Annotated in this window: 19 protein-coding genes; 13 read left to right on the top strand and 6 right to left on the bottom strand. The window is 58.5% G+C overall.

The features are described from left to right. Positions 1-11 precede the first annotated feature (11 nt). Positions 12-338, bottom strand: a complete 327-nt coding sequence (gene flgM, locus CCX46_RS22855) for a flagellar biosynthesis anti-sigma factor FlgM (RefSeq protein WP_123376398.1) — start codon at positions 336-338, stop codon at positions 12-14. A gap of 148 nt (positions 339-486) precedes the next feature. After that, on the bottom strand, positions 487-1248 hold the full coding sequence (flgA, locus tag CCX46_RS22850) for a flagellar basal body P-ring formation chaperone FlgA (RefSeq protein WP_081265242.1): 762 nt from the start codon (positions 1246-1248) through the stop codon (positions 487-489). An 82-nt stretch (positions 1249-1330) separates the two neighbouring features. Here flgA and CCX46_RS22845 point away from each other — a divergent pair, with 82 nt between their 5' ends. From CCX46_RS22845 to CCX46_RS22815, 7 genes are all read left to right on the top strand, one after another. Then, a complete protein-coding gene (locus CCX46_RS22845; protein ID WP_007917585.1) occupies positions 1331-2263 on the top strand; it encodes a chemotaxis protein CheV in 933 nt (310 codons plus the stop codon). Between the two features lie 46 nt (positions 2264-2309). After that, positions 2310-3137, top strand: coding sequence for a protein-glutamate O-methyltransferase CheR (gene cheR / locus CCX46_RS22840; RefSeq protein WP_016983976.1), 828 nt, complete (start codon positions 2310-2312; stop codon positions 3135-3137). Positions 3138-3475: 338 nt separating this feature from the next. Beyond that, positions 3476-3883: a flagellar basal body rod protein FlgB gene (flgB, locus tag CCX46_RS22835; RefSeq protein WP_127929417.1), complete on the top strand. Its 408-nt coding sequence runs from the start codon at positions 3476-3478 to the stop codon at positions 3881-3883. A 3-nt stretch (positions 3884-3886) separates the two neighbouring features. Beyond that, positions 3887-4330, top strand: coding sequence for a flagellar basal body rod protein FlgC (gene flgC / locus CCX46_RS22830; protein WP_003227217.1), 444 nt, complete (start codon positions 3887-3889; stop codon positions 4328-4330). Positions 4331-4345: 15 nt separating this feature from the next. Beyond that, entirely contained in the window at positions 4346-5071 is a 726-nt protein-coding gene (gene flgD / locus CCX46_RS22825; RefSeq protein WP_127929416.1) for a flagellar hook assembly protein FlgD, read from the top strand. A gap of 30 nt (positions 5072-5101) precedes the next feature. Beyond that, entirely contained in the window at positions 5102-6442 is a 1341-nt protein-coding gene (gene flgE, locus CCX46_RS22820; RefSeq protein ID WP_127929415.1) for a flagellar hook protein FlgE, read from the top strand. A 263-nt stretch (positions 6443-6705) separates the two neighbouring features. Beyond that, positions 6706-8709: a beta strand repeat-containing protein gene (locus CCX46_RS22815; RefSeq protein ID WP_127929414.1), complete on the top strand. Its 2004-nt coding sequence runs from the start codon at positions 6706-6708 to the stop codon at positions 8707-8709. A 172-nt stretch (positions 8710-8881) separates the two neighbouring features. Here the strand turns inward: CCX46_RS22815 and CCX46_RS22810 are convergent, their stop codons facing one another. Beyond that, positions 8882-11776 (bottom strand): ribonucleoside-diphosphate reductase subunit alpha, encoded by a 2895-nt coding sequence (locus CCX46_RS22810; RefSeq protein WP_127929413.1) that lies wholly within the window; start codon positions 11774-11776, stop codon positions 8882-8884. 858 nt (positions 11777-12634) lie between these two features. On the opposite strand from CCX46_RS22810, the gene CCX46_RS22805 reads away from it, so the two are divergent. Next, positions 12635-13357, top strand: a complete 723-nt coding sequence (locus tag CCX46_RS22805; RefSeq protein WP_127929412.1) for a response regulator — start codon at positions 12635-12637, stop codon at positions 13355-13357. After that, positions 13354-14964, top strand: coding sequence for an ATP-binding protein (locus CCX46_RS22800; RefSeq protein ID WP_127929411.1), 1611 nt, complete (start codon positions 13354-13356; stop codon positions 14962-14964). The genes CCX46_RS22805 and CCX46_RS22800 overlap by 4 nt, the downstream gene beginning before the upstream one ends. A 116-nt stretch (positions 14965-15080) precedes the next feature. Here CCX46_RS22800 and CCX46_RS22795 read toward each other — a convergent pair whose 3' ends face one another. Both CCX46_RS22795 and CCX46_RS22790 read right to left on the bottom strand, forming a co-directional pair. Continuing rightward, positions 15081-15806, bottom strand: coding sequence for a 4'-phosphopantetheinyl transferase family protein (locus tag CCX46_RS22795; protein WP_127929410.1), 726 nt, complete (start codon positions 15804-15806; stop codon positions 15081-15083). Positions 15807-15956: 150 nt separating this feature from the next. Next, positions 15957-16748: a dienelactone hydrolase family protein gene (locus CCX46_RS22790; RefSeq protein ID WP_127929409.1), complete on the bottom strand. Its 792-nt coding sequence runs from the start codon at positions 16746-16748 to the stop codon at positions 15957-15959. A gap of 143 nt (positions 16749-16891) precedes the next feature. Between CCX46_RS22790 and CCX46_RS22785 the strand changes: the two genes are divergently transcribed. The 3 genes from CCX46_RS22785 (at position 16892) to CCX46_RS22775 (ending at position 19664) form a co-directional block, all read left to right on the top strand. Further along, entirely contained in the window at positions 16892-17494 is a 603-nt protein-coding gene (locus CCX46_RS22785) for an outer membrane beta-barrel protein (RefSeq protein WP_127929408.1), read from the top strand. A 149-nt stretch (positions 17495-17643) separates the two neighbouring features. Further along, positions 17644-18321 carry a response regulator transcription factor gene (locus CCX46_RS22780; protein ID WP_016987432.1) on the top strand — a complete coding sequence of 226 codons (678 nt, stop codon included), beginning with the start codon at positions 17644-17646 and terminating at the stop codon, positions 18319-18321. Beyond that, positions 18318-19664, top strand: coding sequence for an ATP-binding protein (locus CCX46_RS22775; RefSeq protein ID WP_127929407.1), 1347 nt, complete (start codon positions 18318-18320; stop codon positions 19662-19664). Before CCX46_RS22780 ends, CCX46_RS22775 begins: the two co-directional genes overlap by 4 nt. A 203-nt stretch (positions 19665-19867) precedes the next feature. On the opposite strand, the gene CCX46_RS22770 is transcribed toward CCX46_RS22775, so the two are convergent. Further along, positions 19868-20866 (bottom strand): AraC family transcriptional regulator, encoded by a 999-nt coding sequence (locus tag CCX46_RS22770; RefSeq protein WP_127929406.1) that lies wholly within the window; start codon positions 20864-20866, stop codon positions 19868-19870. 350 nt (positions 20867-21216) lie between these two features. On the opposite strand from CCX46_RS22770, the gene CCX46_RS22765 reads away from it, so the two are divergent. Continuing rightward, on the top strand, positions 21217-22551 hold the full coding sequence (locus tag CCX46_RS22765; RefSeq protein WP_007917521.1) for a dicarboxylate/amino acid:cation symporter: 1335 nt from the start codon (positions 21217-21219) through the stop codon (positions 22549-22551). Positions 22552-22616: the final 65 nt, after the last annotated feature.

Here is a 22616-nt window from a genome sequence, read left to right as displayed (position 1 = left end):
CAGGCAAAGGCCTAGCGCTGGGCTTCGAAGTTGAGCAGTTTGCTGGCTACACGGTTGCTGTCGACTTTATAGCTGCCATCGGCAATCGCGGCTTTCAACTCGGCCACACGGGCTTTGTCGACAGCAGGCTGATCGCGCAGCTTGTCAGTGACCTTCTGCAACTGTTGAGCCTCATTGCTGAGGTGTACCGATTCCCCGCTTTTTGCGGTACTGGCCGTTTCGGCCTGGGTATTCAGCGGCGCAGAGGTACCGGTTTCGGCGGTTTCCTTGGCGTTGCTGGTACGTGTACTGCCCGTAAGTGACGAGGAGCTGTTCAAACGGCTGAAATCGATGACCATGATAAAAACCTCTGGGAATTTGGACGCTTGCCATGTTTTCGGCCACCCTCTGGAAAACTTTAGGCACATTTACAATGAGCCTTGCATGCGCCGGCGCGTGTCCTGCTGCGGCACAGTTTAGGGAACAGCCGGGGTCAGCGCCAGTTTTCTACATCGCCACTTCCACTTGGCCGGGCGCGGTGACTTGCGCCTTGATGACCCGTTGCGAATTGAGGTTTTTCACGCGTATCTGTTCTTTCAAACCGCCATTGGCCAGTGCTTCACCGGGCATGCGCACGGCCAGCGTACCGCTGCGTGCGGTGATGACCACTTGATCGCCCTTGCGAACCACTTCGGCCTGTTCCAGATGAACCAGGGTAATCACCTGATCGGCGACCGTTGGTCGGGTTAATTTCTGCCCGATCGCTTCGTCTACCGAAGTCAGAAAGCCTTGGTTGATCGTGCTTACGTCGCGCTCTCGCAAGGTCACGTCCTGTGGCTCGATAATCCCTGCGCGTTTCAGTGGCCGCGTGGTCGTCACAATCTCGCGAAACAGGCGGACTTGAGCGGGCACGAACACGGTCCAGGGCGAGGCGCCTTCACAGCGGACCTTCACCGTGACCCGGCCCAACGGACGTGCCGGGCTCTCCAAAGTCGCTGTCAATTCCTTGTCGCACATAGGCATGCGCATACGGGGGTCGAGCTGGTTTACTTCGATTTCGTAGCGACCTTCCGTTTGACTGGTAGCCAGATAGTCTTCTACGGTGAACTCAAGAAAGCCCTGAGTGACGCCGATAAGCATGTCAGGCAAGGTAACCGCATCAGCAATGGCAGGGCTGCCAGCGAAAAAGCAGCAGACGGCTGACATCGCGCAAAGGCTTTTGCGAGCGCGGGAGGTCAGGTGTCGGAAAAATGTCGTTTGAGCGTTCATACGAGTTAAAAAGCAAGCGCCGTGCCGTTTAGCAATGAATGTGCGTCGCAACAACACTTGGCGTTGGTGTAGGAGTCTGGGCATGGCTGGTGTAATGGATTCGGTGAACCAGCGCACGCAACTGGTGGGGCAGAATCGCCTGGAGCTGTTGTTGTTCCGTCTTGACGGTCAGCAGCTCTACGGAATCAACGTGTTCAAGGTGCGGGAAGTGTTGCAGTGCCCGTCGCTGACGTTGATGCCCAAGTCCAGTCCTGTCGTGTGCGGGGTGGCAAATATCCGGGGGGCGACCATTCCGATCCTTGATCTGGCAATGGCCACCGGTTCCGGAGCGTTGAAGGACAAGAACAACCCGTTCGTGATCATCACGGAGTACAACACCAAGACCCAGGGTTTCCTGGTCCGCTCGGTGGAGCGCATCGTCAACATGAACTGGGAAGAGATTCATCCGCCGCCCAAGGGCACGGGTCGCGATCATTACCTGACCGCTGTGACTCGGGTGGACAATCAGTTAGTCGAAATCATCGACGTCGAGAAAGTGCTGGCGGAAGTTGCGCCGACACCGGAAGCGATTTCGGTGGGCGTGGTCGATGTCGAGACCCAGACCAAGGCACTGTCTTTGCGTGTCTTGACGGTCGATGACTCATCGGTAGCGCGCAAGCAGGTCACGCGTTGTCTGCAGACGATCGGTGTCGAAGTGGTGGCGCTGAACGACGGCAAGCAGGCGCTGGATTATCTACGCAAGCTGGTCGATGAGGGCAAGAAGCCGGAAGAAGAGTTCCTGATGATGATTTCCGACATCGAGATGCCGGAGATGGACGGGTACACCCTGACGGCGGAAATCCGCGGCGACGCACGCATGCAAAAGCTTCATATCATCCTGCATACTTCGTTGTCCGGGGTATTCAATCAGGCGATGGTCAAGAAAGTCGGTGCTGATGACTTCCTGGCCAAATTCCGCCCTGATGACCTGGCATCCCGGGTAGTCGACCGGATCAAAGCAGCAGATATCAGCTGAGGGCGCTTTGCCTTTGGCGGTCAACACGATTTAAGAGGCGGCATCATTGTCTACGGGTAATTTGGATTTCGAACAGTTCCGGGTCTTCCTGGAAAAAGCCTGTGGCATTTTGCTCGGTGAAAACAAGCAGTACCTGGTCTCGAGCCGTCTCAACAAACTGATGGAGCAGCAAGGCATCAAGTCCCTGGGTGAGCTGGTTCAGCGCATCCAGACCCAGCCGCGCAGCGGTTTGCGCGAGCAGGTGGTCGATGCCATGACGACTAACGAAACCCTGTGGTTTCGTGACACCTATCCGTTTGAAGTCTTGAAGAACAAGGTGCTGCCTGAAGCGATCAAGGCCAGCCCCAACCAGCGTCTGCGGATCTGGTCGGCCGCCTGCTCGTCGGGCCAGGAACCGTACTCGCTGTCGATGTCGATCGACGAGTTCGAGCGCACGAATCTTGGCCAGTTGAAGATGGGCGTGCAGATTGTCGCCACCGACCTGTCCGGTCTTATGCTGACCAACTGCAAGACCGGCGAGTACGACAGTCTGGCAATCGGTCGCGGTTTGTCGCCGGAACGTCTGCAGCGTTACTTCGACCCGAAAGGGCCGGGGCGCTGGGTGATCAAGGCGCCGATCAAGAACCGCGTGGAGTTTCGCTCGTTCAACCTGCTCGACAGCTATGCCGCGCTAGGCAAGTTCGACATCGTGTTCTGCCGCAACGTGTTGATCTACTTCTCTGCCGAAGTGAAGAAAGACATCCTGTTGCGCATTCACAGCACGTTGAAGCCGGGCGGTTATCTGTTCCTTGGCGCTTCCGAAGCGTTGAACGGTTTGCCGGACCATTACCAGATGGTGCAGTGCAGCCCGGGGATCATTTACCAGGCGAAGTGAAGCATGCGGAAATAAAAGGGAGCCCACAGGGGCTCCTTTTTTTGCCGCATGCTTCACGTAGGAGCTGCCGAAGGCTGCGATCTTTTGATTTTATTTTTTAAGAACAAGATCAAAAGATCGTCCGATCGCGGCCCGAGCCTTCGGCAGCTCCTACAGGGGGAGGTGTTAACAGGAAGAAGCGGCAGAAAAGCGGCATCCGGCGGAAACCGGTTGCCGCTTTTCTGGCATTGCCGCATTGCCGACTCCCCGCAAAGCCGCGGTTTATGGGGGTTTTGTAGATTGGCACGGCGCTTGCTAAAGCTCAGTTACGAAAAACCGGTCACCTGAAGGTTCCCGACATGAGCATCAGCTTCGATAAAGCGCTCGGCATTCACGAAAAGGCATTGGGCTTCCGCGCCCAGCGTGCCGAAGTGCTGGCCAACAACATCGCCAACGCCGATACCCCGAACTACAAGGCGCGGGATCTGGAGTTCTCCAAAGTGCTTGAAGCACAGACCCAGAAAAACGCTAACGGCACCATCGCCCTGAACATGACCAACAGCCGTCACATCGAAGCTGAAGGCCAGGGCAACGGCGACGAATCGCTGATGTATCGCACGCCGATGCAACCTTCGATCGACCAGAACACCGTGGACGCCCAACTGGAACAGTCGAACTACGCGGAAAACGCCGTCGGCTTCCAGGCCAGCTTCACCCTGCTCAACAGCAAATTCAAAGGGCTGGTGTCAGCCCTGCGCGGAGAGTAATCCATGTCCCTGTCCAGCGTTTTCAACATTGCCGGCAGCGGCATGAGCGCACAGACCACGCGTCTGAACACCGTGGCGTCGAACATCGCCAACGCCGAGACCGTCTCCTCGAGCATCGACCAGACCTACCGCGCCCGTCACCCGGTGTTCGCCACCATGTTCCAGGGCGGCCAGAACAGTGGCAGCAACTCGCTGTTCCAGAGCCAGGACGCGGCCGGTCAAGGCGTACAGGTGCTCGGTGTGGTCGAAGACCAGAGCAACCTCGAAGCGCGCTACGAGCCGAATCATCCGGCGGCCGACGCCAAAGGCTACGTCTACTACCCGAACGTCAACGTGGTGGAAGAAATGGCTGACATGATTTCCGCGAGCCGGTCCTTCCAGACCAACGCCGAAATGATGAACACCGCCAAAACCATGATGCAGAAGGTACTGACCCTCGGTCAGTAATAAGGGGCGACGGCCATGAGTGTTTCCGATACCACCAGCAGCTTGAGCATGAATGACATCCTGTCGAACTCGTCGAAAAAGACCAGTTCGACCGCCGGTGGCATTGCTTCGGCCACTAACAGCGCCACCGGCGGCCAGGCCCTGGGCAAGGACGCGTTCCTGCAATTGCTGGTCACCCAGCTGAAAAACCAGAACCCGCTCGATCCGCAGGACAACAGCGCATTCGTTGCCCAGTTGGCCCAGTTCAGCAGCCTGGAAGGCATCACCACGCTGAACAGCACGGTCAGTTCGCTGGCCGGCAACTACAACTCCTCGCAAGCCTTGCAGGCTTCGTCGCTGGTGGGTCGCAATGTGATCGTGCAGACCAACTCGGTTCAGCTCGACGATCCGAGCAAAGGCATGACCGGTTCGGTCACCGTTCCGTCGTCGATCGCCGGCGGCACCGTGAGCATTACCGACAGCAGCGGCGCGGTGGTTCGCACCATCGATCTGGGCAGTCGCGCCGCAGGCGCCGCGAGCTTCACTTGGGACGGCAAGGACAAGGACGGCAATCTGGTCAAGACCGGTACCTATACCGTCAAGGCCAACGCATCGATCAATGGTACCTCGACCGACATGGCGACGTACCTGCCGGCCACCGTCACCAGCGTGACGATCAGCCAGACCGGCGGCGAGCTGATGCTCAACCTGTCCGGCAAGGGCACCGTTGCCCTGTCCAAAGTACAAACCATTGGTATATAGAGCCGACTAACCGGCACAAAGGAGTGGAATATGTCTTTCAATATCGGCCTTAGCGGTCTCTATGCAGCCAACAAACAACTGGACGTGACCGGCAACAACATCGCCAACGTCGCGACTGCCGGTTTCAAATCGTCCCGTGCAGAATTCGAAGACGTCTACTCGGCCACTCGCCTGGGCAGCGGCAGCAAAGTGATCGGCAACGGCGTGCGCCTGGCCAACGTTTCCCAGCAGTTCACCCAGGGTGACATCAACAACACCGGTAACGTGCTGGACATGGGCATCAACGGTTCGGGCTTCTTCACCATGAGCAACAACGGCTCGGTGTCCTACACCCGTGCCGGTACGTTCAAGGTCGACAACGCCGGTTACATCACCAACACCGATTACACCTCGCGCCTGCAGGGTTACGGTGTGGACGCCAACGGCAAGATCATCAACGGTGTATTGACCGATCTGAAGATCGATACGTCGAACCTGGCGCCGAAATCGACTTCGTTGGTGACGTCGAGCATCAACTTGAACTCGACTGCGTCGGTGATCGTTGATACCGGCACCAACGCCGTCAAGTTCGACCCAAGCAAGCTTGAGACGTACACGAAGAGCTTTAGCACTCCGATCTATGACACGCAGGGCAACTCGCATGTTATGGACCAGTACGTGGTTAAAACTGGCGAGAACACCTGGAAGGTGTACACCCTGGTCGATGGCCGTAACCCGGATGCAGCCGGTAGCGATCCAACCAAGGTCGATCCGGTTGCTTCGACGCTTACGTTTGACAGTTCCGGCAACCTGCTGCAGGTCAGCACGCCTAGCACGTTACCGGCTCCGGCGCCGAACCCGATCATCAGTAGCGACTTGAAACTGACCGGTTGGGTACCGGGCAAAGTGGTCAACGGCACCTTTACGCCTAACGGCGCATCGGCCAACCCGGCCGGTATTACCATTTCGATGGCCAAGACCACTCAGTACAACGCTGACACCGCGCGTTCAATCCCGACTCAGGACGGTTACGCAACTGGCCAGATCACCAACCTGACCATCGACGGCACCGGTACCTTGTTCGCCAACTTCAGCAACAACCAGAGCAAGGCCATCGGCCAGGTTGCACTGGCCAGCTTCACCAACGAACAAGGCCTGCAGGCTATCGGTGGCACCAGCTGGAAAGAGACGTTTGCTTCGGGTATCCCGGGCTACGATGCACCGGAAACCGGTACCTTGGGTTCGGTTGTTTCCAACTCGCTGGAAGAGTCGAACGTTAACCTGACCAACGAGTTGGTAGACCTGATCAAGGGCCAGAGCAACTATCAGGCGAACGCCAAGACCATCTCCACTCAGAGCACCATCATGCAGACCATCATTCAGATGACTTGATGTGATCTGATAGCTGCATTGAAAACCGACGCCTTGAGCGTCGGTTTTTTTATGCGTGTCACTAAATTTACATTCACCAATTAACCGTTTGTCTGAATTTATGGTGTGGAAGTTGCAGTCCTGCCTGGCAAAGGACCTTGGCGTCAAAACTTCGCACGACCTGCTTCATTGGGCCATGACACTGGATGGCGATATGGAAGTCAGGAAGCTTCTACCTGGTTTTTCAACCGTAGTTTCCAACACAAAAACACAAGGACGATGTAATGGCGATAATCAACGGGACCGCTGGTGCCGATAATCTGCTCGGTACTGCGGGCGATGATCAGATACGCGGTTTGGCGGGCAATGATGTCTTGAATGGTGGGGCAGGTAATGATCTGTTGATCGGCGGCGATGGCGCCGATCAACTGATTGGCGGTGCCGGCTTCGACACCGTCAGCTATGAAGATGTACCCAACAGCGTGGCGGTGTCCCTGAACCTGAAAACCGGTGTGCATACCGGGTATGCAGCGGGCGATACCTTTGTCGGGATTGAGAGTTTCCGTGGTTCAAATTATGACGATACGTTCTATGCCAGCGCTGCTGCCGACAACCTTGATGGTTACAACGGTAACGACCGGCTGAGCTACGCGCAGTCGGAGCAAGGCGTCAACATCACCATGACCGCCGCGCGTGTGGGCACCGGTCTGGGCGGCGACGCGCAAGGTGACACGTTCTCGGATTTCGAAACCATTATTGGCTCGAACTACAACGACGTATTCACCGCCTCGCTGGGCACCACGACCTTCTACGGCGGTGCCGGCAACGACGTGTACATCATCAACGGTTCGGCCAGCCAGAATGTGGTGGAAATGGCCGGCGGCGGTGATGACGAAGTGCGCACCACACTGAACACCATCACCTTGGCCAGTGAAGTCGAGCGTCTGACTTTCACCGGTACCGGCAACTTCATTGCTCGTGGCAATGCCTCGGACAACATCATCACGGGTGGGGCTGGCAATGACACGTTGTTCGGTGGCGCAGGAGCAGACCAACTCATCGGTGGAGAGGGTTTTGATACGGTCAGTTATGGCGATGCCGACAAGGGCGTGACCCTCAATACCAAAACCGGGATACACACCGGAATTGCCGCCGGCGATGTTTACAGCAGTATCGAAGCGATCTTGGGTTCTGACTTCAGTGATGCGTTTGTCGGGGATGCGGGCATCAACCGATTCGACGGTGGTTTCGGTATGGATATGGTGAGCTTTGCCGACGAAGCTGGCGGTGTCACCCTGGATCTGGGCGCACCTGTTTTGACTGGCGCGGCCGCCGGCGATATCTATACGTCGATCGAAGTATTCCAAGGTACGACACAGGCCGACAGCTTTACGGGCAGTGGCGCTGCGGCGGAGAATTTTGTCGGTGGCGCTGGCGCCGATCTGCTGACGGGTGTTGGTCGAGGTGATGGCGCCTGGTACTTGACCAGCACTGGCAGCGTTCAGATCAATTTGCTGGAGGGCACTGCCGCAGGCGGCGACGCTCAAGGTGACGTGCTGATTAACATCGATAACCTGATGGGATCGGCATTCAATGACATGCTGACTGGCAACGCCTACTCGAACAAGCTTGAGGGCGGGGCGGGTAACGACCTCATCTATGGTGGTGAGGGGGATGACTTTATCTATGGCGGCACCGCCACTGATACCGGTGCATTCGGACCACTGACTATTAGCGGCGTCCAGGCCGATACGCTTTACGGTGGTAACGGCAATGACACCATGCGCAGTGCCGATGACGATGCCGGCAGCATTCTTTATGGTGAATCTGGCAACGACAACATCACCGTGTCGGCAGGAATTGCCTATGGTGGTGACGGTAACGATACCTTGACGGGTACCGGTTACGGCTATGAACTCCAGGGTGGTGCAGGTGTTGATACGTTGAACTTGCGCGGATCGGGTGATGCCTTGGGCGGAGAGAGCGGTGACGCCTATATTGTGTTCTCGAAAACCATGGTAGGCATCCAGGACACAGGCACATCCGGGATCGACACTGTCACCCTCAAGAACATTCAGAGTGTCAGTGATGTGCGGATTGTCCAGAACGACCTTGGCGCCTACATCTTCAATGCCGCCGATCTGCAAAGCGGCAACCTGGATTCCGGTGTGTTCCTGAAGGACTGGTACAAGGGCGGGAATACCATCGAAACGTTCTACACCAACAACGGTCAATCCTTCACCATTCCTGTCGTAGGGCAGGCAATGACCGAGTCATTCGCGGTCTGACAAAAGCCGTTGTACGAATAAAAACGGCGAAGCCTGCATTCAGGTTTCGCCGTTTTTTTTTACTTCGATTTTTACTCCAGACAAAAGAAAACCCCCGACACACCAGAAGTCTGTCGGGGGTTCTTTTGCCCGGAGAGTATCAGGCGTCTCGCAACGCCTGATTCAGCTCAGCTTATTGGCAAGCTTCGCAATCCGGCTCGTCGATCGCGCAAGCCTTTGGCACTGGAGCAGGACCGGCAGGTGCTGCCAGAACCGAATCGTCGCCGTGGTTGCCGCCGCTGGAAACAGCGTTCAGCTTGCCGGTGTTGATGGTCGACTTCTCGGTGCTGGTCGCGGCCAGGGCACGGAGGTAGTAAGTGGTTTTCAGACCACGATACCAGGCCATGCGGTAGGTCACGTCGAGCTTCTTGCCCGATGCGCCGGCGATGTACAGGTTCAGCGACTGGGCCTGGTCGATCCACTTCTGACGACGGCTGGCGGCGTCAACGATCCACTTGGTGTCCACTTCGAACGCGGTCGCGTAGAGCTCTTTGAGTTCTTGCGGGATGCGCTCGATCTGCTGAACCGAACCGTCGTAGTACTTCAGGTCGTTGATCATGACCGAGTCCCACAGACCGCGAGCCTTGAGGTCGCGAACCAGGTACGGGTTGATCACGGTGAATTCGCCCGACAGGTTCGATTTCACATAGAGGTTCTGGTAGGTCGGTTCGATCGACTGCGAGACGCCAGTGATGTTGGCGATGGTCGCGGTCGGTGCGATGGCCATGATGTTCGAGTTACGAATGCCTTTCTGTACACGGGCGCGAACCGGTGCCCAATCGAGGGATTCGTTCAAGTCGACATCGATGTACTTCTGGCCACGGGCTTCGATCAGGATCTGTTGCGAATCCAGCGGCAGAATGCCTTTGGACCACAGCGAACCCTGGAACGTCTCGTACGCGCCGCGCTCGTCAGCCAGGTCGCAGGAAGCCTGGATCGCGTAGTAGCTGACAGCTTCCATCGACTTGTCGGCGAACTCGACGGCAGCGTCGGAACCGTAAGGGATGTGCTGCAGGTACAAAGCGTCCTGGAAGCCCATGATGCCCAGGCCGACCGGACGGTGCTTGAAGTTGGAGTTCTTCGCTTGTGGCACCGAGTAGTAGTTGATGTCGATCACGTTATCGAGCATGCGCACGGCGGTGTTCACGGTGCGTTCCAGCTTGGCGGTGTCCAGCTTGCCGTTGACGATGTGGTTCGGCAGGTTGATCGAGCCCAGGTTGCAAACGGCGATCTCGTCCTTGTTGGTGTTCAAGGTGATCTCGGTGCACAGGTTCGAGCTGTGAACCACGCCGACGTGCTGCTGCGGGCTGCGCAGGTTGCACGGGTCTTTGAAAGTCAGCCAAGGGTGGCCGGTTTCAAACAGCATGGAGAGCATTTTGCGCCACAGGTCTTTGGCCTGGATGGTCTTGAACAGTTTGACCTTGCCTGGGTATTCGGTCAGCGCTTCGTAGTACTCGTAGCGCTCTTCGAAGGCTTTACCGGTCAGGTCGTGCAGGTCCGGCACTTCGGATGGCGAGAACAGGGTCCACTTGCCGTCATCGAAGACACGCTTCATGAACAGGTCAGGGATCCAGTTGGCTGTGTTCATGTCGTGGGTACGACGACGATCATCACCGGTGTTCTTGCGCAGTTCGATGAACTCTTCGATGTCCATGTGCCAGGTTTCCAGGTAGGCACACACAGCGCCTTTGCGCTTGCCACCCTGGTTAACGGCAACGGCGGTGTCGTTCACTACTTTGAGGAACGGAACAACGCCTTGCGACTTGCCGTTGGTGCCCTTGATGTACGAGCCCAGAGCACGCACTGGCGTCCAGTCGTTGCCCAGACCGCCAGCGAATTTCGACAACATGGCGTTGTCGTGGATCGCGTGGTAGATGCCCGACAGGTCATCCGGCACGGTGGTCAGGTAGCAGCTCGACAGCTGTGGACGCAGGGTACCGGCGTTGAACAGGGTCGGGGTCGACGACATGTAGTCGAAGGACGACAGCAGGTTGTAGAACTCGATCGCACGGTCTTCTTTCTGCTTCTCTTCGATCGCCAGGCCCATGGCCACGCGCATGAAGAAGATCTGCGGCAGTTCGAAACGCACGCCATCCTTGTGGATGAAATAACGGTCGTACAGGGTTTGCAGGCCCAGGTAGGTGAATTGCTGATCACGCTCGTGGTTGATCGCCTTGCCCAGTTTTTCCAGGTCGAAGGTGGCCAGCACAGGGTTCAGCAGTTCGAACTCGATACCTTTGGCGATGTAGGCCGGCAGTGCCTTGGCGTACAGGTCGACCATTTCGTGGTGAGTGGCGCTTTCGGCCACACCGAGGAAACCCAGACCTTCGGCACGCAGGGTGTCCATCAGCAGGCGGGCGGTCACGAACGAGTAGTTCGGCTCACGCTCAACCAGGGTACGGGCGGTCATCACCAGAGCGGTGTTGACGTCGGTCAGAGCCACGCCGTCGTAGAGGTTTTTCAGGGTTTCGCGCTGGATCAGGTCGCCATCGACTTCTTCCAGACCTTCGCAGGCTTCGGTGACGATGGTGTTCAGACGACCCATGTCCAGCGGCGCCAGGCTGCCGTCAGCGCGGGTGATGCGGATCGACGGGTGAGCGTTGACCGCTTCTTCGGCCGGCGCGTGGGCAGCGCGTTCTTTCGAACGACCGTCACGGTAGATCACGTAGTCGCGCGCAACTTTCTGCTCACCGGCACGCATCAGGGCCAGTTCGACCTGGTCCTGGATTTCTTCGATGTGGATGGTGCCACCCGACGGCATGCGACGCTTGAAGGTCGCGGTGACCTGTTCGGTCAGACGGGCCACGGTGTCATGGATTCGCGACGAAGCGGCAGCGGTGCCGCCTTCAACTGCGAGGAACGCTTTGGTGATAGCGACGGTGATCTTGTCATCGGTGTAAGGAACGACAGTGCCATTGCGCTTGATCACGCGCAGTTGACCAGGCGCGGTAGCAGCCAGATCCGAATTCGAATCGGCGGCCTGCGGCAAGGTGCCCTGCGGGTTCTCGCGAGTTGTGTCGGTTTGCATGGGTGTCTCCACGTTCTCTATGTTTGTTTGGGCACCATCACGGTGCCCACCGTTCCGTCCTGAAGCACTACAACCGGCACGCGCCGGGCATAACGACTTCGGGACAGTTCAGGAAGAGGGCCTTGTGAGCGCCGCTTCCATGCCGAAGTCTTCGGTTCACGCGATACGCGTATCACCGCATTCCTTTCGGGGAGCAGTTTCGCCACTGCAACACCCGTACCGTAAACGCCGTGATCGGCGCAAAAACGGTAGCCATCCGCAGGCGCGGTTTGGGCTTTCGAAAATACGTTTGGTTCAACCCGACAATGGCAATAAAAAGCCTTGAATTCACTGCCGGGTTTGTGTTTGGTTTTTTAGCGTCAAACCCTACATGTAGGGTTTTTTTGCGCTCGGGCTACAAGATAATGCGTTTCAGGGGGGGATTGCAACGTACTACCTGTGGATAAGCCTGTGCGTAAATTGTGTAAGAAACTTCGAAAATGCGTGTAGGCCGCGAACCTGCTGAGCTAGACCGTCCGTCACTGTTTTTTCACCGGGAAAAACGCTTCAGCGGATTTTTAAGGGCGCGAACCCTATCACAAAAAACCGCCTTGTCCGAACGCATTTACCGACTTGTGTTCTGGCTGTACGCCGTTTATACAATCGGCCCATGCACAGGCATTCTTATCCTCCAGAAACATGACAAAAGTACGGGAGGATCCAAAACTGTGGGAGCGAGCCTGCTCGCGAATGCGTCGGTAGGTTCAGCATCGATGTTGAGTGATACGACGCTTTCGCGAGCAGGCTCGCTCCCACAGGGAATTGTGTCGAGTCAGATGTTCTTCCTTTATTGATAACAATAGAAAGCAGAGGTCACCGGTGGAGCAACAAGCCTTTCAGGTATTGATCGTCGAGGATGACCAGCGACTGGCCGAACTGACGCGTGACTACCTGCAAGCCAATGGATTGCGCGTGGACATCGAAGGCAACGGTGCGCTGGCCGCAGCGCGGATCATCAAGGAGCAGCCGGACCTGGTGATCCTCGACCTGATGCTGCCCGGTGAAGATGGCCTGAGCATTTGCCGCAAGGTGCGCAATCAGTACGACGGGCCGATCCTGATGCTCACCGCACGCACCGACGATGCCGATCAGATCCAGGGCCTCGACCTCGGTGCCGACGATTACGTGTGCAAACCGGTGCGCCCACGCCTGTTGCTGGCGCGAATCCAGGCGTTACTGCGCCGTAGCGACACACCTGAACCGGTCACCGAAAAATCCCGCCGTCTGCAGTTCGGCCCGCTGGTGGTCGACAACGCCTTGCGCGAGGCGTGGCTGAGCGACAACGGCATCGAGCTGACCAGCGCCGAATTCGACCTGCTCTGGCTGCTGGTGTCCAACGCCGGGCGCATTCTGTCCCGCGAAGAAATCTTCACCGCCCTGCGCGGCATCGGCTACGACGGCCAGGACCGCTCGATCGATGTGCGCATCTCGCGCATCCGCCCGAAAATCGGCGACGACCCCGACCACCCCCGCCTGATCAAGACCATCCGCAGCAAAGGTTATCTGTTCGTCCCGGAAGCCTGCGTAGACCTGCCGCTGTGAACTCGATCTTCCTGCGCATCTACGGCGGCATGTGCGCCGCTTTGATTCTAGTGGCGGTGCTCGGCGTGCTGGCGCTCAACCTGCTCAATCAGGTGCGCAGCGAGCAATATCGCGAGCGCCTGGCCCACGGCACGTTTTCGCTGATGGCCGACAACCTGCAACCGATGAACGAAACCGAGCGCCATCGGGCGTTGTTGGTGTGGGAGCGGTTGCTGGGGATTCCGCTGGCGCTGAAGAAATTTGCCGAAACCGATCTTGATCTGTCCCAGCGCACTCGCGTGCAGCGTGGCCAGGCGTTGGTCGAGCAGACCGGGCCGCACGCGGCGAAAGTCTATCGAATGGTCAGCGACAAAGAGCAGTTGGTTCTCACCGGCGAAGTGCAGCAGATCAGCGAGCAACTGGCGCGCGCGACCATTTACCTGCTGGCCGATGAGCTGGTGCGCGTACCGGTCGGCGAACAACCCAAGCGCCTTGCACAGATAAAGGAAGAGAAGGGCTTCGGTTTCGATCTGCGCCTGGTCACGGTGAACGACGCTGACATGGACGAAGACCAGAGTCGCCGCGTGGCCGAAGGCGACACGGTGATGGCATTGGGCAAGGGTGGCGACTCGATCCGCGTATTTGCCGGCATGGTCGGCACGCCATGGGTACTGGAAATCGGGCCGTTGTATCAGATGAACCCGTATCCGCCGGAATGGCTGGTGCTGATTGCGGCACTCGGCCTGACCCTGATCGGCCTCATTGTTTATCTGTTGGTGCGTCAGCTCGAGCGCCGTTTACGCGGCCTCGAAGCAGCGGCCACGCGCATTGCCAAGGGCAGCCTGGAAACCCGTGTGCCGGCGCGCGGTGCCGATTCGGTCGGACGTCTGGCGTCGGCGTTCAATGGTATGGCCGAGCACTTGCAGCAGTTGCTGGCGATCCAGCGCGAACTGGTGCGCGCGGTGTCCCACGAGCTGCGCACGCCGGTGGCGCGCCTGCGTTTCGGTCTGGAAATGATCGGCTCGGCGACCACCCCGCAAGCGCTGGAGAAATACCGCGAAGGCATGGATCACGACATCGAAGACCTCGATAAGCTGGTCGATGAAATGCTCACCTACGCGCGTCTGGAGCAGGGCTCGCCGGCACTGACGTTCCAGCGCATCGATCTGGATGCGCTGGTCAATCAGGTGATTGAAGAGTTGGCGCCGTTGCGCGCCGAGGTCACGGTGCAGCGAGGTTTGTGCCTCTCCGCCGCCGATAACGATGATGCCTGGGTCGAGGCCGAGCCGCGTTATCTGCACCGGGCGTTGCAGAATCTGGTGAGCAACGCCATGCGCCACGCACGCTCGAAGGTGACGGTGAGTTATCAGGTCGGGCAATTGCGCTGTCGCGTGGATGTCGAGGATGACGGCCCGGGCGTGCCGGAAGTGGCGTGGGAGCGGATTTTTACGCCGTTTCTGCGTCTGGACGACAGTCGTACCCGGGCGTCGGGCGGGCATGGTCTGGGCTTGTCGATTGTGCGGCGGATCATCCACTGGCATGACGGCCGGGCGATTATTGGCAAGAGCAAGAGTCTGGGTGGGGCTTGTTTCAGCCTGAGTTGGCCGAGGAATCAGGAACGCCGTTGAGATGTGTGGTGTCGGGTCTGGCCTCATCGCGAGCAGGCTCACTCCTACAGTTGAAATGCGTTCCCCTGTAGGAGTGAGCCTGCTCGCGATAGGGCCAGTGCCCACCACACAAATCTTCAGGCCTGAATGCTGACCAGACTCAACAACTGCCCATCCTGCACCCCGAACTGCGCGTCCAGTTCAGTGCCGTTGCGCCACTCAGCAGACAAATCCGTCAACAACCGCAACCGGACTTCACCGGCCTCAGTCCACTCCAGCACTTCAGCGTGCTCGAAATAAAAGCGCTGTTGCACGATCGGGTACAGCGCTTTGAACAGACTTTCTTTCACCGAAAACGTCAGCGTCACCCACAACGCCAACTGATCTCGCGAGGCGGCCGTCATGCGCTGCATTTCAGGTGGCGTCAGAATCTCCCCAGCCAGGCGCTCGGCGCGTTCGGTGTTGAGCAGGTTTTCCAGATCCATGCCCAAACCGCGCCAGTGTTGCTTGTTGGCGACAATCGCTGCCGCGCGTCCGCTGCTGTGGGTGATCGAGCCGCAAATGTGTGCGGGCCATATCGGCGCGCGATCTGCACCAATCGCCGGAACCACGTCGCTGCCTTCCAGTTGCTGCAACGCCGCCCGGGCGCAGATCCGTCCGGCCAGAAATTCCGCCTGACGCTTGGCCACCGAACGCTGAATGCTCGGCGGCGCAACCACGGCGCTGCGTTGAAAATCATCGCCAAGCAGTTGAGCAGGATCGAAGTGGGTGCTGAGCAGCACAGTGTCGGCCAATACCGTCGGCAACGGCCAGTGGCTGTCGAGCGCGGTGCAGCAGGCGGGGAGGGCGGGGGTGAGATTCATGGCGGGCATTTTGCCGGTTAGTCGGGCCAAGGTCGAGATCGGCGGTGAAGCTTTCGCGAGCAGGCTCGCTCCCACACTGGATCTATGCCGCCCAGTAGATCCCCTGTGGGAGCGAGCCTGCTCGCGAAGGCCGCGCCGCGGTCTCTCTGATCAGCTAAAGATTTTCTGCAAGAATGCTTTCATGTCCGCCCAGGATTTTTCATCCGCTGCCTTGTTGTACCCGATGTCCGGGCCACCATGCTCGCCATGTCTCAGGCGATCGGCATCCGGATTGGTAAAACCGTGCTTGGCGCCATCCAGACTGACGAACTTGTAGTCAGTCCCGGCCTTGTCCATTTCTGCCTTGAACGCGGTGACATTGTCCTGAGTGACCATGCTGTCCAGCGCGCCATGCTCGACCAGAATCTTCGCCTTCACGCTGCCGGGCGTTGCTGGCGTTTTCGTCGCCAGCGCACCGTGGAAACTCACCACGCCCGCCAGCGGCACACCCTGACGCGCGGCGTTCAGCACCACCGCACCGCCGAAGCAGTAACCGATGGCGGCAATTTTATTCACGTCGGTCTGCGGCTGCTTCTTCAACAAATCCAGCCCGGCCTCGAAGCGCTTGCTGGAAGCCGCCGCATCCTGGGTCGCCGCCTGCATGAACGCCATCGCGTCTTTCGGGTGCTCGGTGTTCTTGCCTTCGCCGTACATATCAATGGCCAGGGCGCTGTAGCCGAGCCCGGCGAGATCCCGGGCGCGGCGCTTGGCGTAGTCGTTCAGGCCCCACCATTCGTGCACCACGACGACACCCGGACGCTTGCCTTTGATGGCGTCGTCATAGGCGTAGTAGCCGATCAACTTTGTGCCATCGGCACTTTGGTAGGGAATTTCTTCAGTCTTGATCGCAGCTTGAGTGAGGCTGCTGACGGCCAGCAAGGTGAGGGCAAGGAACAGGCGCATGGTCGGGTCTCCTGACAATAAAAGGTCAGATCAGCCTAGTTCATTTGGTTCAGGTCAGGTTCAGAGACGGTTCAGGGGCGGTACAGGGGAGGGTCAGTAACCTTGCGCCATACCCAAACAGCACTGTGAAAGAGGAAATACCCATGACTTTTAACAAACTGTTGCTGGCATTGACCGTAATGAGCGCCAGTATCGCGGCCCAGGCCGATACCACTTCGAACTTCGCCGGCCTGTCCTTCGGCCAGACCAGCGACAAGATCAACAAATCCAATTCGCTGAACAACAACCTCGATCACCCGAACGCCACCGGCGCGATTGACGGCAACAACACCTACGGCGTGCGCCTCGGTCAACAAAACAGCCAGGGTCGCTACTACGCCACCTACGACAACGTGTCGGGCTCGCACAATGGCATTAAACTGCGTCAGGAAAATCTGCTGGGCAGCTACGATCTGTTCTACCCGGTCGGCGGCAGCACCAAGTTGTTCGGCGGTGCGACGGCGGGTCTGACCAAGCTGACCCAGGAATCGCCAGGCTTTAGCCGCGACAGTGATATCGGTTATGCCGTCGGTGGTCAGTTGGGTGTGTTGCAACAAGTATCGCAAAACACTTCGGTCGAACTCGGTTACCGTTACCTGCGCAGCAACGCCAGCACCGAGATGAGCGAGCGCGGCGGCAGCAAGCAAGGCTCGCTGGATTTGACCAGCAGCGCCCAGACTTACCTGTCGGCCAACTACAATTTCTAAGGAGTTGCTGACAGATTCAGTGTGGGAGCGAGCCTGCTCGCGAAAGCGCCGGTTCAGTCGATGAGATGTCGACTGAACCATCGCCTTCGCGAGCAGGCTCGCTCCCACAGGTGTGTGACTGGAGATTCTGATTTGCCCGGGAGAGTGTTATGAAACTGTTGGTCGTCGAAGATGAAGCGCTGTTGCGCCATCACCTGCAAACCCGCCTGACGGAAAGTGGCCACGTGGTCGAGTCCGTGGCCAATGCCGAAGAGGCGCTGTACCAGACCGGACAGTTCAACTTTGACCTGGCGGTGATCGATCTTGGCCTGCCGGGCATGGGCGGTCTCGACCTGATTCGCCAGTTGCGCGCGGGCGGCAAGACCTTCCCGATCCTGATCCTCACCGCGCGCGGCAACTGGCAGGACAAGGTCGAAGGCCTCGCCGCCGGCGCCGACGATTACGTGGTCAAGCCGTTCCAGTTCGAAGAACTCGACGCGCGTCTGAATGCTTTGCTGCGCCGTTCCAGCGGTTTCACCCAGTCGACCATCGTCGCCGGGCCGCTGCTGCTCGACCTCAATCGCAAACAGGCAACCCTCGATGAGCAACCGCTGGCGCTGACCGCGTACGAGTACCGCATCCTCGAATACCTCATGCGCCACCATCAACAAGTGGTGCCCAAGGATCGCTTGATGGAGCAGCTCTACCCGGACGACGACGAGCGTGATCCGAATGTCATCGAAGTGTTGGTCGGTCGTCTGCGCCGCAAACTCGAAGGCCCGGCCGGATTCAAACCGATCGACACTGTGCGTGGCCTCGGCTACCTGTTCAACGAGCGCTGCACTTGATTCGTTCGCTTCGTGTTCGCTTGATGCTCGCCGCCACCACGTTGGCGGTGTTGTTCATGCTCGCCTTGCTCCCGGCGATGCAAGGCGCGTTCAGCCTCGCGTTGCAGGACTCGATCGAACAACGTCTGGCCTCCGACGTCACCACGCTCATTTCTGCCGCGCGCATCGAAAACGGTCGGCTGGTGATGCCCAGTCAGTTGCCGGATGAGCGCTTCAATCTCACCGATTTCCGCCTGCTCGGCTACATCTATGATCGCGAAGGGCATCTGGTCTGGCGCTCGAAAGCCACCCAGGAAGAGCAGATCAACTACAAACCGCGCTACGACGGACTCGGTAACGAGTTCGCGCGGATCCGCGAAAGCAATGGTCAGGAATTCTTCGTCTATGACGTTGAGGTCAAACTGCTCGGCGGCAAAAGCGCGGCGTTCAGCATCGTCGCCCTGCAACCGGTGCGCGAGTACGAAACCACCCTCGAAGGCCTGCGCGAGAATCTCTACCTGGGCTTCGGCGCGGCACTGCTCGTGCTGCTGGCATTGTTGTGGATCGGCCTGACCTGGGGCCTCAAAGCCTTGCGCCGGCTTAGTCAGGAACTCGACGAAATCGAGGGCGGCACCCGGGAAAGTCTCACTGAACAACATCCGCGCGAATTGCTACGGCTGACCGGCTCGCTCAACCGCTTGCTGCACAGCGAGCGCCAGCAGCGCAGTCGTTATCGCGATTCTCTCGATGATCTGGCGCACAGCTTGAAAACGCCGTTGGCGGTGTTGCAGGGCGTCAGTGAAGACATGGCCCAACGTCCCGAAGAACGCGATCAAGCCTGGGTGCTGCAGAGCCAGATCGAACGCATGAGCCAGCAGATCAGCTACCAACTGCAACGGGCCAGTTTGCGCAAAAGCGGACTGGTGCGCCATCAGGTGCGCCTGCAACCGGTGCTCAAAAGCCTTTGCGACACACTGGACAAGGTTTACCGCGACAAGCATGTGCGCGTGGCATTCGATCTGCCAGAGCACTGTTATGTGCCGATCGAGCAGGGCGCGCTGCTGGAAATGATGGGCAACTTGCTGGAGAACGCTTATCGCCTGTGTCTGGGCGAAGTGCGTATCAGCGTGCGCGAGACCCTGGCCGGGATTGAATTGTGCGTCGAAGACGACGGCCCGGGCGTGCCGCCGGATCAGCGCGCGCGGATTCTGGAACGTGGCGAACGACTGGATGCCCAGCATCCGGGGCAGGGGATCGGGTTGGCGGTGGTCAAGGATATTATTGAAAGCTACAACGCCAAACTCGCACTGGGCGATTCGCCGATGGGTGGGGCGGCGTTCAGGATTCATTTTCCGGCGGTGTGATTGGAAGTTGCCCTCACCCTAACCCTCTCCCAGAGGTAGAGGGGACTGACCGAAGTGTCTTGCGAAAATGATCGACCTGAGCGATTTGCGTCGAATATGGATTCAGCGAGAGCTGTCAGGTCGGCGGATTTATTGAACATCCCCCAATCAGTCCCCTCTCCCTCCGGGAGAGGGTTAGGGTGAGGGGCTTTTGATTTATAGCCTCACTGCTCCTGCGCCCGATAAGCCCCCGGCGTCAGCCCCGTCCACTTCTTGAACGCCCGGTGAAACGCCGACGGTTCGGAAAACCCCAGCTGTTCGGCAATCTGCTGCAACGACAGATCAGCCCGGCTCAAATGATAAATGGCGATATCCCGCCGCAACTGATCCTTCAGTTCCTGAAAGCTCGTGCCTTCCTCGCGCAAGTGCCGGCGCAACGTCTGCGGGCTGATGTGCAAATGCTCGGCGACCGCCTCAAGATCCGGCCAACGTGCAGTGTCACGGCTGAGCAAACGACGCAGGCGGCTGCTCAGGCTGTCGCCGTCGTCCGGGCGTGAGAGCAGGTCGGCGGGGGAGCGTTCGAGGAAGTGTTTGAGGGTGCGTTCGTCCTGCAACAGCGGCATGGGCAGGTAGCGGCTATGAAACAGCAGGCTGCTTTGATCGCTGCCAAACGTCAGCGGGCAGGGAAACAGCAGGTCGTATTCGGCACCATGCTCGGGGCGCGGATAGCTGAAGCTCGCCTGTTCGAGGCGAATCCGCTGACCGATCAGCCAACTGCCGAGGCGATGCCAGATCACCAGCAGACTCTCGGTGAGAAAGTGATCCGGGTCCCACATCCGCGAATCATCGAGGCTCAGGCGCACCCATTCGTCTTCGCGCGTCAGGCTCAGGCGCGGGGCTTCGGGGAATAGGCTATAAAACAATAAACCCCGTTGCAGGGCTTTCTCCAGATTGCGGCAGTGAATCGAGGCGTGGCACATCATGGCGAAACTGCCGGGCTTGCTCGGCGCGTTGCCGAAACCCAGGTATTCGTCGTCCAGCGCCAGCCACAGGCCCTGAATCAACCGGGTGAATTGTTCCGGGGCAATGCGCGCACGCGGTTCATCAAGCAATTCAGGGCTGATGCCCAGTTGCAGCAGCAGGCCCGAGTAATCGAAACCCACGCGGCGTGCGCCGCCGAGGGCGGCACGGGCAAAATGACTGGCGATGGTGCGTTCGCGCATAAGCGGCAGATCCTTCCTCAGGCGCCGGATGGTAGCCGGGGGCTGGACATGCCTACAAGGCGGATTTCCGCCAAATTGTAGGACGAGAAGCGGTGAGTTGGCGGAAATCCGCCACACTTGAGTCACCGGATGGTGACATCCGCGGACCTGTTAACCCTGATATCAAAAGGCTTGCAGCTAATCGCACCAAAGTGGCACGAGGTTTGCGATACAAGCCACAGAAGCGTGCGTTGCTCCTCATGGAATACGCTGCTCCAACAACAAATCCCTCCAGTGCAGGAGGGTTCGCAATTAAGGTTTCGCGGCCAACAGATGGATGTTGTCACGCGGGACGCTTGAGGAAACCTGCAATGACGACTCGTCAGCCACTGTACAAATCCCTGTATTTCCAGGTGATCGTTGCCATCGCCATCGGCATCCTGCTTGGTCACTTCTACCCTCAGACCGGTGTGGCCCTCAAGCCGCTGGGTGACGGGTTCATCAAACTGATCAAAATGGTCATCGCCCCGATCATCTTCTGTACCGTTGTCAGCGGCATCGCCGGCATGCAGAACATGAAATCCGTGGGCAAGACCGGCGGCTACGCGCTGCTGTACTTCGAAATCGTTTCCACCATTGCCCTGCTGATCGGTCTGATCGTGGTCAACGTTGTGCAACCGGGCGCCGGCATGCACATCGACGTCACCACCCTGGACGCCTCGAAAATCGCCACTTATGTGACGGCCAGTAAAGACCAGAGCATTGTCGGTTTCCTCCTCAATGTAATCCCGAACACCATCGTCGGCGCGTTCGCCACCGGTGACATCCTGCAAGTGCTGATGTTCTCGGTGATCTTCGGCTACGCCCTGCATCGCCTGGGTTCGTACGGTCGTCCGCTGCTGGACATGATCGATCGCTTCGCCCACGTGATGTTCAACATCATCAACATGATCATGAAACTGGCGCCGCTGGGTGCTTTCGGCGCGATGGCCTTCACCATCGGTGCCTATGGCGTCGGCTCGCTGGTGCAACTGGGCCAGTTGATGATCTGCTTCTACATCACCTGCATCCTGTTCGTGGTGGTGGTGCTGGGTGCGATCTGCCGTGCTCACGGTTTCAGCGTGTTTAAACTGGTGCGTTACATCCGTGAAGAACTGTTGATCGTACTGGGTACATCCTCGTCAGAATCGGCATTGCCACGCATGCTGATCAAGATGGAGCGTCTGGGCGCGAAGAAATCCGTAGTAGGTCTGGTGATCCCGACCGGTTACTCGTTCAACCTCGACGGTACGTCGATCTACCTGACCATGGCGGCCGTGTTCATCGCTCAGGCGACCGACACCCACATGGACATCACCCACCAGATCACCCTGCTGCTGGTATTGCTGCTGTCCTCCAAAGGCGCGGCTGGCGTGACCGGTTCGGGCTTCATCGTGCTGGCCGCGACCCTGTCGGCGGTCGGTCACCTGCCGGTGGCCGGTCTGGCGCTGATCCTCGGTATCGACCGCTTCATGTCCGAAGCCCGCGCACTGACCAACCTGGTCGGTAACGCAGTAGCCACCATCGTGGTTGCCAAGTGGGTCAAGGAACTGGATACCGATCAGCTGCAAACCGAGCTGGCCTCGGGCGGTCGCGGTATCTCCGACGAGCGTGAAGAAGACGACCTGGGTGTGGCTGAAGGCCCAACCCCAAGCAATGTGAAGTAAGCACTGCTTGCCTGGAAAAACCCGCTTCGGCGGGTTTTTTCTTGCCTGCGATTTGAGCGTAACGG

It is taken from the genome of Pseudomonas sp. RU47 (assembly GCF_004011755.1).
Lineage (GTDB): Bacteria > Pseudomonadota > Gammaproteobacteria > Pseudomonadales > Pseudomonadaceae > Aquipseudomonas.
This window is presented reverse-complemented; position numbering and strand designations above follow the sequence as displayed.

Bases quoted from the DNA above. Each gene is read 5' to 3' on its own strand.
- flgM (WP_123376398.1), bottom strand. From the start codon at position 338: ATGGTCATCGATTTCAGCCGTTTGAACAGCTCCTCGTCACTTACGGGC.
- flgA (WP_081265242.1), bottom strand. From the start codon at position 1,248: ATGAACGCTCAAACGACATTTTTCCGACACCTGACCTCCCGCGCTCGC.
- CCX46_RS22845 (WP_007917585.1), top strand. From the start codon at position 1,331: ATGGCTGGTGTAATGGATTCGGTGAACCAGCGCACGCAACTGGTGGGG.
- flgB (WP_127929417.1), top strand. From the start codon at position 3,476: ATGAGCATCAGCTTCGATAAAGCGCTCGGCATTCACGAAAAGGCATTG.
- flgC (WP_003227217.1), top strand. From the start codon at position 3,887: ATGTCCCTGTCCAGCGTTTTCAACATTGCCGGCAGCGGCATGAGCGCA.
- flgD (WP_127929416.1), top strand. From the start codon at position 4,346: ATGAGTGTTTCCGATACCACCAGCAGCTTGAGCATGAATGACATCCTG.
- flgE (WP_127929415.1), top strand. From the start codon at position 5,102: ATGTCTTTCAATATCGGCCTTAGCGGTCTCTATGCAGCCAACAAACAA.
- CCX46_RS22815 (WP_127929414.1), top strand. From the start codon at position 6,706: ATGGCGATAATCAACGGGACCGCTGGTGCCGATAATCTGCTCGGTACT.
- CCX46_RS22810 (WP_127929413.1), bottom strand. From the start codon at position 11,776: ATGCAAACCGACACAACTCGCGAGAACCCGCAGGGCACCTTGCCGCAG.
- CCX46_RS22795 (WP_127929410.1), bottom strand. From the start codon at position 15,806: ATGAATCTCACCCCCGCCCTCCCCGCCTGCTGCACCGCGCTCGACAGC.
- CCX46_RS22790 (WP_127929409.1), bottom strand. From the start codon at position 16,748: ATGCGCCTGTTCCTTGCCCTCACCTTGCTGGCCGTCAGCAGCCTCACT.
- CCX46_RS22785 (WP_127929408.1), top strand. From the start codon at position 16,892: ATGACTTTTAACAAACTGTTGCTGGCATTGACCGTAATGAGCGCCAGT.
- CCX46_RS22780 (WP_016987432.1), top strand. From the start codon at position 17,644: ATGAAACTGTTGGTCGTCGAAGATGAAGCGCTGTTGCGCCATCACCTG.
- CCX46_RS22770 (WP_127929406.1), bottom strand. From the start codon at position 20,866: ATGCGCGAACGCACCATCGCCAGTCATTTTGCCCGTGCCGCCCTCGGC.
- CCX46_RS22765 (WP_007917521.1), top strand. From the start codon at position 21,217: ATGACGACTCGTCAGCCACTGTACAAATCCCTGTATTTCCAGGTGATC.